This is a genomic window from Corynebacterium sp. (genome assembly GCF_022712275.1).
Taxonomy (GTDB): domain Bacteria; phylum Actinomycetota; class Actinomycetes; order Mycobacteriales; family Mycobacteriaceae; genus Corynebacterium.
Genome location: NZ_JALAGU010000010.1, coordinates 28710 through 39412, shown reverse-complemented (window position 1 = coordinate 39412; position 10703 = coordinate 28710). Strand labels below are relative to the sequence as shown.

The following is a 10703-nucleotide window of genomic DNA, read 5'->3' as shown; positions in this document are numbered from 1 at the left end:
CCCCCGGTCGGCAGCGTGGTCGACCTCCAGACCGCACTGGATGCACTCGTTGCTGCGGTGGAAGCGGTTGTCGGGCACGGCGCGGACACGCGGGCCCGGATGAACCAGTACAACCGCACCCATGCAGCGAAGCGGATGGAGGCGTCCCGCGAGAAGCTGCCACCGGCAGATACCTCCTTCGTCACCGCCCATGAGGACGCCATGTCGGACATTCCGGCACGGCGGGCCCGCATCATCAGTCGGATCTTCAACATCACCAGACGGGAGGCGAAGGTGAGGCTGGCTACGGCGACCCGGATCAGCGGACTCCGCGTCGACTGGATCCCGCCGCAGAGCACGGACCCGGACCGGGCGCCGGTCCACAACGACCATCCGACCGTCTGCGCCATCCAGGGAGGACACGGCGACGCACCGTGGGTGGTCCAGCGGAGGTAACACCTGTGTGAAATGTGGACGCAGTGCCTCCGCAGCTCTTGCACGCTCTCCGGACGACACTTAGCGTGTTGCGTATAACAGACGCAGTTGCATAATCCGCAACATGTCACCGTCAGATTCCACGGCACGATCCGGAGGAGACCACGCCATGCAGCACTTCGACGTCATCATTCTCGGCACCGGCTCCATGGGTGGCGCGGCCGCCAACGCCCTGGCCGAACGCGGTGTCAACGTCCTCGGCATCGAGGCTTTCGAACCCGGCCACGACCAGGGCGCGGCTCACGGCGGGACCAGGATCATCCGCCAGTCCTACTTCGAGAGTCCGGACTACGTCCCCCTGCTCCGTCGGTCCTACGAACTCTTCCGGAAACTCGAGGAAGAGTCCGGGCGGGACATCATGCAGCTCTGCGGCGGGATCTACATCGGGGACCCGGACAGTGTGACCTTCGCCGGTTCGAGGCTCGCCTCCGAACTGCACGGCCTCGACCACGAGATCCTCACCGCCGGGGAGATCCGGGAGCGCTTCCCCACCATGGACCCCGCCGACAACGCCCTCGGCCTCTATGAGGCGAACGCCGGCTACGTCCGCCCCGAGGAGACCACCATCGCCAATGCCGAGGTCGCCGCGAAGAAGGGCGCCACCCTCCACTTCCACGAGAAGGTGCTCTCCTGGCGCACCACCGGTGACGGCAGTGTGACTGCCGGGGTGGAGGTCACCACCGACAAAGCCACCTACACCACCGACAAGCTCATCGTCTCCCCCGGCGCCTGGGCCCCGGTGATGCTGCCCGAGCTGGACCTTCCGCTGCAGATCGACCGGATGCTCTTCTACTGGTTCTCCCCCGACTGCACCGCCGAGGTCCCCTTCGAGAGCTGGAGCGAGGAGAACCACCCCGTCTACATCGAGGAGACCAACGGAAACGACCAGATCTACGGCTTCCCCGCCACCGACGGCCCCGACGGCGGGTTCAAACTCGGCTTCTTCCGGAAGGGAACCCCCACCACCGCGGACACCATCGACCGGGAGGTCCACTCCCATGAGATCGACGAGATGCGGGCCCGCGCCGTCGAACTGTTCCCCGGCCTCACCGGCCCGGTAGTCCAGGCGAAGACCTGCCTGTACTCGGTGACCCCGGACGAACATTTCGTCGTCGGTCCTCACCCTGACCACCCGCAGGTCATCGTGGCCTGCGGCTTCAGCGGCCACGGCTTCAAGTTCGTCCCGGTCATCGGCGAGATCCTCGCCGACCTGGCCGTGGACGGCCGGACCGACCACGGGATCTCACTGTTCGACCCCGCCAGATTCCGGCCGTCGCCGGTTCAGCGCCAGCGACCGACCGAGGACGCCAGTCCCGCGAGCTGTCCCGCCACCTCGGCGAAACTCTCCGGGACCAGCCGATGATTCGGGCCGGTGACCGTCAGCACGGCCTCAAGGGAACTGTCGGGCAGTCGCAGCGGCACCGCGACCGCCGTGATGTGGTCCTCCCACTCTTCATCCGAACTCGCCCAGCCCTGCGCCCGTACCCGGTCAAGTTCCGCGGCGAGAGCGTCTGCGGTCACGATGGTCCGGTCGGTGTACGCCTCCAGTTCACGGGTGGCGTCCTTCGCAGCGCCCCCGTCGGACAACGCGAGGAGCAGTTTTCCGGAACTGGTGGCATGACCTGGCGTCCTGCGCCCCAGGTAGTGGTGCGGGGAGAGCAGTCCGGCACCGACGGCCTGGGTGACGTTGACGGCGAAGATACCGTCGAGGACGGCGACGTTGGCGGTCTCGCCGGTTGCCTCCGCGACCCGGTCGCAGAGCAGCTGCGCGGCACCGGAGAACCCGGCGCGGTCCGCCACCGCACCGGCCAGACGCAGCAGTCCGAATCCCAGCCGCCACTGTCCGCCCGCACCGTCCTGGTCGACGAGGTCATGGTCGGCAAGGGTCGTGAGCAGGCGGCTGGCACTGGACTTGTGCACCCCCAGATGTTCCGCGATCTCCCCCGTCCCCGCCTGCCCGCGGGACGCCAGAAGGTCAAGTGCCGCAACGGCCCGGTCGACTGACTGCACTGACTGACTTGCCATGCCCGCACGGTACGCATCCTGTTGCGTATCACGCAACCCGACACCATCTGCCGCACCACCACGAGGAGCCCTCCGATGTCCGTCCTCCCCAGCACCGTCTCCCCCTCCGACCGCATCGTCATCGTCGGTGCCGGCGTTGTCGGCGCCGCTCTCGCCGATGAACTCGTTCTCCGGGGCGCCACCGGTGTCACCCTCATCGACCAGGGGCCGCTCTACGCCACCGGCGGGTCCTCCTCCCACGCGCCCGGCTTCGTCTTCCAGACCAACGCCTCCCGGGTGATGAGCCTGCTGGCCCAGCGCACCCTGGACAAGCTCGACGGACTGGAACTCGACGGCGCACCATTGCTGAACCGCGTCGGCGGACTGGAGATCGCCACCACGGACACCCAGCTCACCGAGTTGAAGCGACGCCTCGGTTTCGCCCGTTCCTGGGGAGTGCCCGCCGAACTCGTCGGCCCGGAGCGGGTCGCCGAACTGTGGCCGGGGCTGAACACCGACCTCATCCTCGGGGCGCTCCACTCTCCCACCGATGCCGCGGTCCACTCTGCCCTGGCCGTCGAGTTCCAGGCCCGGCGCGCCGAGGCCGGCGGAGCGACCGTCCTCGGCCTCACCCGCGTCACGGAGGTGCTCACGGAGGACAACAGGGTCACCGGCGTCGTCGTGGAGGACGCAGGAGATTCCGGTGACGCCCACGAGGCGCCCCGCACGATCCCCGCCGATGTCGTCGTCACCTGTGGTGGCATCTGGGGTCACCCGCTGGCGAAGGCCGGTGGCCTGCGCGTGCCGATGCACCCGATGGAGCACGGCTTCGCGTGGACCGGTCCGGTCCCTGACCTGCCCGGGACCCGCAAGGACGGCACACCGCTGCGGGCGGAGGAGCCGTCCCTGCCCATCGTCCGACACCAGGGTGCCGGCATCTACTTCCGCGAGTTCGGTGACCGGATCGGCATCGGCGCCTACGAGCACCGTCCGCTGCCGCTGGACCCGGCCGACCTCACCGACACCGCCCACATGCTCGCCACCGGGGAGCACCCGGCGAAGCGTCAGTTCACTCCGGAGGACTTCGCGTTCACCCGCGAGGAGATGGGACGCATCCTCCCGGCGGTGAAGGACCTGGAACTCGAGGACGAGTTCAACGGGGTCTTCTCCTTCACTCCGGACGGCGGCCCGATGCTCGGCCCGTCACCGCACGTCGACGGGTTCTGGTGTGCCCAGGCAGTGTGGGTGACCCAGTCCGCCGGCGTCGCCCAGGTCATGGCGGACTGGATGCTGACCGGGGATCCCGGCATCGACACCCACGAGCTGGACCACACCCGCTTCGACCCGGCGCTGCTCTCCGACGGGTGGATCCGGGGTCGCGCGGCGGAGAACTACGACGAGGTCTACGACGTCCACTTCCCGCACCAGTCCACCGCGGTGACCCGCGGACTGAAGACCAGCCCCTTCCACCTGCGCATGGAACAGGCCGGGGCAGTGTTCGCCGAGCACAACGGGTGGGAGCGTCCGCTGTGGCATGAGTCGAATCTCGCGCTGCTGGAGGACCCGGACTTCCTCACCCGGGACGCCCGCGCCGTCCCCGGGCCGGTGAAAACACCCACCCCGGAATCCGTCAACGACCCGGTTCCCGTCGCCGTCCCCCGGAAGGACGCCTGGGGCCGCGTCAACTGGTCGCCCGTCGTCGCCGCCGAGGCCTGGGCAACCCGTAACCGGGCGGCACTCTACGACATGACCTCGCTGACCCGGATCCTGGTGCGCGGAACCGGGGCGACGGCGTTCCTCGAGGAACAGTGCTCCAACCTCATCGACAAGCCGGTCGGCAGGACGCTCCCGGTGGTCTACTCCCTGCTGCTCGACGACGCCGGTGGCGTCCTCTCGGACGTGACCGTCACCCGCCTGGGCGACGAGGAGTACATGCTGGGTGTCAACGGCGCGATGGACGTCACCCGGCTCAGGAAGCAGGCCGCCGGCCGAGGCGCGGTGACCGTGGACGACATCACCACCTCGACCTGCTGTCTCGGGCTATGGGGGCCGCGCGCCCGGGACATCCTGACGCCCCTGGCCGAGGGCGACATCAGCAATGACGGCCTGAAGTACTTCCGCGGTCGGAAGATGTTCATCGCCGGCGTCCCGGTACTCATCCAACGGGTCAGTTACGTCGGCGACCTGGGCTGGGAGATCTACACCCCCGCCGCCCACGGACTGCGGCTGTGGGACGCCGTCTCCGCCGCCGGGGCAGCCCATGGCCTGGTCCCCGCCGGACGCCTCGCCTTCAACAGTCTGCGGACCGAGAAAGGCTACGTGTCCTGGGGCGCGGACGTCACCCGGGAGAACACCCCGGCGGACGCCGGTCTGGGGTTCGCAGTGAAGGAGGACCCTGCCGCGAAGCCGACCCGCTTCACCGGGCGGGACGCGCTGGCGGAACGGCCGTCCCGCGGAATGTCCCTGGTCACCTTCGTCTCCCGGCTCGATGCCGGTACCCCTGAGGCGGGCTCGCCGGTTCTGGTGGGGGACGCGACGGGCTGGGTCACCGGCGCCGACGCTGGCTATGTCACCGCCCAGACCGTGGGCACCGCCTGGGTGCCCGCGGAGCATGCGGCGCCGGGGACCACCCTGCGGATCAGCAGGTTCGACCGAGACATCGACGCGGTCATCGTCGACGGCCCGGTCGACGATCCGGCGGGCCTGCGGATCAGGCGGTGACGTTCCCTGTGACGTTCCCTGTGACGTTCCCTGCGTCCTCCGCGGTGCGCTGCAGCAGATCGACCGCCTCCGCCACCAGGGCGTGGGCGCGGGAGCTGCGGCGCAGCATCACGAGGACGCGGCGGCGCGGCGCCGAGGGACCGTCCAGCGGCACCCGGACGACCGGCAGATCGGAGCTGAGCTGCACCAGCCGGGGAACCAGGCCGATGCCGAGGCCGCGCGAGACGATCTCGACACTGGACACCCAGTCCGCGACCTCGTGGACGACCCGGGGTGTGGCACCGGCGGCGGTGAAGGCCGTGGTGAACAGGGCACGGTAGGTGGTCCCGGGGTGGTCGGCCACCCACGGGTCAGAGGCGAGTTCCTCCAGCCGCACCGTGGCGCGTCCTGCCAGGGGATGGTCGGCGGGGAGGAGCACGTCGAGGGGGTCGTCGAGCAGCGGGATCTGCTCGATCTGCGAGGTCTCGGTGTCCGGGGCGGCCTGCATGGAGACCGTGACCGCGACGTCGAGCCGTTCAGCGGTGAGCAGGTCGATGCAGCGGTCCGGCTCCGCCTCGGTGATGGTGACGTCGAGGGCGGGGTGGTCACGGTGGAGCTGCGCAGCGACGGTGGACAGCAGGGCGCCGGTCGCCGAGGAGAAGCCGCCGAGCCGGAGGGTGGTGGGTTCCTGCCCCGGGGTGGCGCCCAGGACCTCGCCACGGATGTCCTCCCAGAGGGCGACGAGGGCGTCCGAACGGTCCACGAGGGTGCGTCCGGCGGAGGTCAGCCGCAGTCCCCGGCCCTCCCTGGCGACGAGCGGGACGCCGACGGCGCGCTGGTACTCGCGGAGCTGCGCCGAGACCGCCGACGGGGAGTAGCCGAGGATGTCCGCAGCGGCGGTGACGGTACCGCAGGAGGCGAAGGTCCGCAGCACGGTGAGGCGGTGATCGATCATGTCCAGATAATACGGATATTCCGCACAATATTGTCGATAAATCTGCCATTTATTTCCATGAATGAGGGCTATACATTTGCTGCATGACTCTCGCGCAGCACACGACAGCCACCACAGCACCGGCCGCGCCCGGCCACCGGGACCGTATGCTCGATCTGCTGCGACGAAGACCGCTCCGTACCTCCCTGGACGCACCGCTCTACACCGACCCCGGCCTGTTCTCCCTCGACGTACAGGGCATCTTCGGCACCCAGTGGCTCTTCGCCACCACCGAGGCGGAGATCCCGGACCCCGGCGACTACGTCACCGTTGAATTCGGCCCCCTCTCGCTGATCATCATCCGCGACGACGACGGTGAGGTGAACGCCCTCCACAACGTCTGCCGGCACCGCGGCGCCCGCGTCATGACCGACCGTCGCGGCGCCACCGCCCACCTCACCTGCGCCTACCACTCCTGGACCTACGCCACCGACGGCACGCTGCTCCACGCGTCCTCCCCCGGCGAGACCTTCGACCGGACCTGCTTCTCGCTGCGCACCGCGCACGTCCGCTCGGTCTGCGGCCTCGTCTTCGTCTGCACCGCCGCCGAGCCTCCCACCGACATCGACGACCTCGCCGCGACCGTCACCCCGTACCTCGCCGGGTTCGACATCGCCTCGGCGAAGGTCGCCACCCAGATCGACCTCATGGAGGAGGGGAACTGGAAGCTCACCATGGAGAACAACCGGGAGTGCTATCACTGCGGCGGGCACCCCGAACTCGCCTGCTCCCTCTTCGCCACCTGGGGCCTGACCGCTGACACCGTCCCGCCGGAGCTCGCCGCCGACTGGGACCGCTCCCTGCTCGCCGACGCCGCCCTCCGCGACCGCTGCACCACCCACGGCCTGCCCTGGAACATCGTCGAGCATCTCACCGACCGCGACGCCGGGTTCCGGATCTCCCGCGAGGCCCTCGACAAGGCCGGAGAATCCTTCTCCGTCACCGGTGCGCGACTGTCCCAGAAGCTCATGGGTGACCTGCCGGACTTCCGGCTCGGCCGCACCTCGCTGCACGTCCAGCCGAACGCCTGGTTCCACGGCCTGTCCGACCACGTCATCACCTTCGCCGCCTACCCGGTCAGCGCTGACCGCACCCTGGTCCGCACCACCTGGCTCGTCGCCGAGGACGCCGTCGCCGGCGAGGACTACGACGTCGACGAGCTCACCTACGTGTGGCGGCACACCAATGCGCAGGACGCCGACTTCGTCCAGCTCGCCCAGCAGGGCGTCTCCTCCCCCGGCTACGTGCCGGGCCCCTACATGCGCAGCGAGGACCAGGTCGAGGCGTTCATCAGCTGGTACACCGACCACATGATCCGATACCTGGATCCCGGGGAGCAGGCATGAACGGCATCATCGTCGAACAGTTCACCCCGGCCGCGGTCCCGCCGGTCAACAGCGTTCCCCTGCGTCCCCGTCAACGGCTCGACGCGACCGGATCCGTCATGCCCTGGGCCGCCGACGCCGCGACCGGTGCACGCGCGGAGATCCTGGCCCGCGACTTCGCCGGCATCGCCCCGCCCTCGGTGCCCGAGGAGTTCGACGTCGAGGTCACGGCGATCAGGGACGAGACGCCGTCGATGTCCACCCTGGTGCTGCGTCGGACCGACGGTCGCCCGTTCACCCACCGGGCAGGGCAGTTCGTCCACCTCGGCGTCCCCGTCGACGGTCCGGACGCCGATCCGGTCGACCGGTGCTACTCGGTCTCCTCCTCCCCTGTCCTGTCCGTCTACGGTGACCGGTCCACCTTCACCGTCTGCGTCAGGAAGGTGCCCGGCGGCAGGGTCTCCGGCTGGATCCACGAGCAGCTCAGCTGCGGGACCACCCTGGAGGCCCGGGGACCGCTCGGTTCCTTCCACCTGCCCGACGTCGACCGGCGCGCCCGCTATCTGTTGTTCGCCGCGGGTGCCGGCATCACGCCGGTGCTGTCGATGGTCCGGACGCTGGCCGCCCTGCCGGGGCCGGTGAACACCGTGGTCGTCTACCATGCGCGCACACCGCTGGAATTCGCCTTCGCCACCGAGCTACGCGACCTCGCCGACCGGACGCCCGGCCTGACCCTCTGCATGTCACTGGGCACCCTCACCCCGGACTCCGCCCCCGGCTGGCCCGGCAGCTTCGGCAGACTCTGCCCGGACACCGTCGAGCAACTCACCGACGACTCCTGCGGACGCCGGGTCTTCGCCTGTGGTCCACCCGGCTACCTCACCACCGCCCGGCGGGTCGCCACCGATCTCGGGGTGCCCTGGAACGCCTTCCACGAGGAGACCTTCAATGAGACCACCACCTCCGTCGACCCGGGACCGGAACAGACGCCCGCTCCGGTTACTGACGTCCCGGTTGTCGCCCACCCCGCCCCCGGCTGCTGCACCGTCACCTTCCACCGCTCCGGCGGCAGCATCGACGTCGCGCCCGGTGAGACACTCCTGGATGCAGGACGCCGCGCCGGAGTGCCACTGCGCTCCAACTGCGGCAACGGTGTCTGCGGGTCGTGTGCGGTGCAGAAGCTCGCCGGGTCGGTCGACATGGACGACCACGGCGGACTGAGGCAACGGGAGATCGACGCCGGGAAGATCCTGCTGTGCTGCTCCCGGCCCGCAGCGGCGACAGCGGGCGAATCCATCGTCCTGGACTGCTGAGCCCGGACCCGCTGAGTACCCTGGACCCCATGATTCTCATCAACGTCCGTTTCCGTCCGCTGCCCGAATACGTCGAGAACTTCCGGGAGCACGTCGCCGACTACACCGCCGCCTGCCGCGCCGAGGAAGGCTGCCTCTTCTTCGAGTGGTACCGCAACACGGACGACTCCGACGAATACCTGCTCGTCGAGGCCTACAAGGACGGCGCCGATGTCGCCCACGTGCAGTCCGACCACTTCAAGGCCTCCTGCGAACTGTTCCCCACCCTTCTCTCCGAGACCCCGCAGATCATCAACGACCACATCGACGGCAAGACCGAGTGGGACCGGATGGCTGAGTTCTCGGTCGACTGAGAGAGCCAGAACGCACGGTATGTGCAGACAATGAGGTGACCCGTGACGGTCAGTGTCTTCGAGCTTTTCCGCATCGGTGTGGGCCCGTCCAGTTCCCACACCGTCGGCCCCATGCGGGCGGGGCTGCGCTTCGCCCGGCTACTGCACGGACGGCGTGAGCAGGCCGGGACGGGCACCGTCCTCACCGACACCGCCACTGCACCGGTCGGCACCGTGGCCGGCGGCGCGGTGTCCCGCCCGGCGGGGATCACCGTGATCCTCTACGGTTCCCTGGCCGCAACCGGCGCCGGCCACGGCACTCCGGGTGCCTGTCTGCTCGGACTCGACGGCTGCGATCCGTCGTCCGTCAATCCGGACCACATGGAGTCCCGGCTGCGCGAGATCCGCGACACCCGCACCATCCACCTCGCCGGCGACCCCGCCATGCCGGTCACCTGCGGCTTCGAGGACATCATCCTGCGTCCCGCCGTGGTACGTACGGTGCACACCAATGCAGTGACTTTCAGCGCCCTTGAGACCTGCGGCGGCGACAGGGTCGACAGCGGTGACAGCGGTGACAGCACAGCCATCCCGTTCTCCGAGACCTACTACTCCATCGGCGGTGGCTTCATCCGCACCGCCGACGAGTCCGCGTCCGGCATCGTCCTGGCCGGGGCCCCCACCTTCTCCTCCGCCGAGGAGCTGCTGCAGCGGGCGGAGGACGCCGGGAGCGTCGCCGCCGCCCAACGGAACTGTGAGCGGCTCGCCAGGTCCGACCGGGAGATCGACGGTCAGCTCGACGCGATCGTCCAGGCGATGGACGCCTGCGCCGAGCGAGGCATGGGCGCCGACGGCGTCCTCCCCGGTGGGCTGCTTGTCCGCCGGAGGGCACACCGGTGGTACACGCAACTCACTGACGAGGACCCGTCCTGTACCGCGGAGTTCTCGGAGGACTGGGTGAACCTCGTGGCCCTGGCGGTCAACGAGGAGAACGCGGGCGGTGGTCGGGTGGTCACGGCACCGACCAACGGAGCCGCCGGAATCATCCCCGCCGTGCTCTTCTACGCCCGGACCTGGACCCGGGCCGGTCGGGCCGACCAGCGGGAGACCTGGCGCCGGTTCCTGCTCGCCGCCGGGGCTGTGGGCTCGCTCTACAAGGAGCGCGCGTCGATCTCGGGCGCGGAGGTCGGCTGCCAGGGTGAGGTCGGCTCCGCGGCATCCATGGCCGCTGCAGGGCTCGCCGAGGTCCTCGGTGGGACACCTGCCCAGGTCTGCAATGCGGCGGAGATCGCCATGGAGCACTCGCTCGGCCTGACCTGTGACCCCGTCGCGGGCCTGGTGCAGATCCCCTGCATCGAACGCAACGCCATCTCCGCCGGCAAGGCGATCAATGCCGCGAAGATGGCGCTGCGTGGCGACGGTAGTCACCGGGTGAGCCTCGACGAGGTCATCGAGACCATGCGTCGGACCGGTGCGGACATGTCCGACCGCTACAAGGAGACCGCCGGCGGTGGCCTGGCGACCACCGTGGCGGTCAACGTCCCGGAGTGTTAGGCAGGGT

The 10703-nt window shown here is 69.4% G+C and carries 9 protein-coding genes; 7 read left to right on the top strand and 2 right to left on the bottom strand.

The annotated features are described in order from the left end of the window. Together Q0A27_RS01605 and solA are read left to right on the top strand one after the other, a co-directional pair. A partial coding sequence (locus Q0A27_RS01605; RefSeq protein WP_291473328.1) for a hypothetical protein occupies positions 1-435 on the top strand: 435 nt, incomplete at its 5' end. A 148-nt stretch (positions 436-583) separates the two neighbouring features. Further along, positions 584-1837 carry an N-methyl-L-tryptophan oxidase gene (gene solA / locus Q0A27_RS01600; protein WP_291473332.1) on the top strand — a complete coding sequence of 418 codons (1254 nt, stop codon included), beginning with the start codon at positions 584-586 and terminating at the stop codon, positions 1835-1837. On the opposite strand, the gene Q0A27_RS01595 is transcribed toward solA, so the two are convergent. Then, a complete protein-coding gene (locus Q0A27_RS01595) occupies positions 1756-2499 on the bottom strand; it encodes an IclR family transcriptional regulator (RefSeq protein ID WP_291473327.1) in 744 nt (247 codons plus the stop codon). The two genes, solA and Q0A27_RS01595, sit on opposite strands and share 82 nt — an antisense overlap. A 75-nt stretch (positions 2500-2574) precedes the next feature. On the opposite strand from Q0A27_RS01595, the gene Q0A27_RS01590 reads away from it, so the two are divergent. Beyond that, the gene (locus Q0A27_RS01590) at positions 2575-5199 is read left to right on the top strand and encodes an FAD-dependent oxidoreductase (RefSeq protein ID WP_291473326.1); all 2625 of its coding nucleotides are present in this window, start codon (positions 2575-2577) and stop codon (positions 5197-5199) included. On the opposite strand, the gene Q0A27_RS01585 is transcribed toward Q0A27_RS01590, so the two are convergent. Next, positions 5189-6133 carry a LysR family transcriptional regulator gene (locus tag Q0A27_RS01585; protein WP_291473325.1) on the bottom strand — a complete coding sequence of 315 codons (945 nt, stop codon included), beginning with the start codon at positions 6131-6133 and terminating at the stop codon, positions 5189-5191. The two genes, Q0A27_RS01590 and Q0A27_RS01585, sit on opposite strands and share 11 nt — an antisense overlap. 83 nt (positions 6134-6216) lie before the next feature. On the opposite strand from Q0A27_RS01585, the gene Q0A27_RS01580 reads away from it, so the two are divergent. The 4 genes from Q0A27_RS01580 to Q0A27_RS01565 are packed head-to-tail and all read left to right on the top strand — an operon-like array spanning position 6217 to position 10696. After that, positions 6217-7518 carry an aromatic ring-hydroxylating dioxygenase subunit alpha gene (locus Q0A27_RS01580; RefSeq protein WP_291473324.1) on the top strand — a complete coding sequence of 434 codons (1302 nt, stop codon included), beginning with the start codon at positions 6217-6219 and terminating at the stop codon, positions 7516-7518. Continuing rightward, positions 7515-8810, top strand: coding sequence for an iron-sulfur cluster-binding domain-containing protein (locus Q0A27_RS01575; RefSeq protein WP_291473323.1), 1296 nt, complete (start codon positions 7515-7517; stop codon positions 8808-8810). Before Q0A27_RS01580 ends, Q0A27_RS01575 begins: the two co-directional genes overlap by 4 nt. 29 nt (positions 8811-8839) lie before the next feature. Further along, positions 8840-9163 (top strand): putative quinol monooxygenase, encoded by a 324-nt coding sequence (locus Q0A27_RS01570; RefSeq protein WP_291473322.1) that lies wholly within the window; start codon positions 8840-8842, stop codon positions 9161-9163. Positions 9164-9205: 42 nt separating this feature from the next. Next, the gene (locus Q0A27_RS01565; protein WP_291473321.1) at positions 9206-10696 is read left to right on the top strand and encodes an L-serine ammonia-lyase; all 1491 of its coding nucleotides are present in this window, start codon (positions 9206-9208) and stop codon (positions 10694-10696) included. Positions 10697-10703 lie beyond the last annotated feature (7 nt).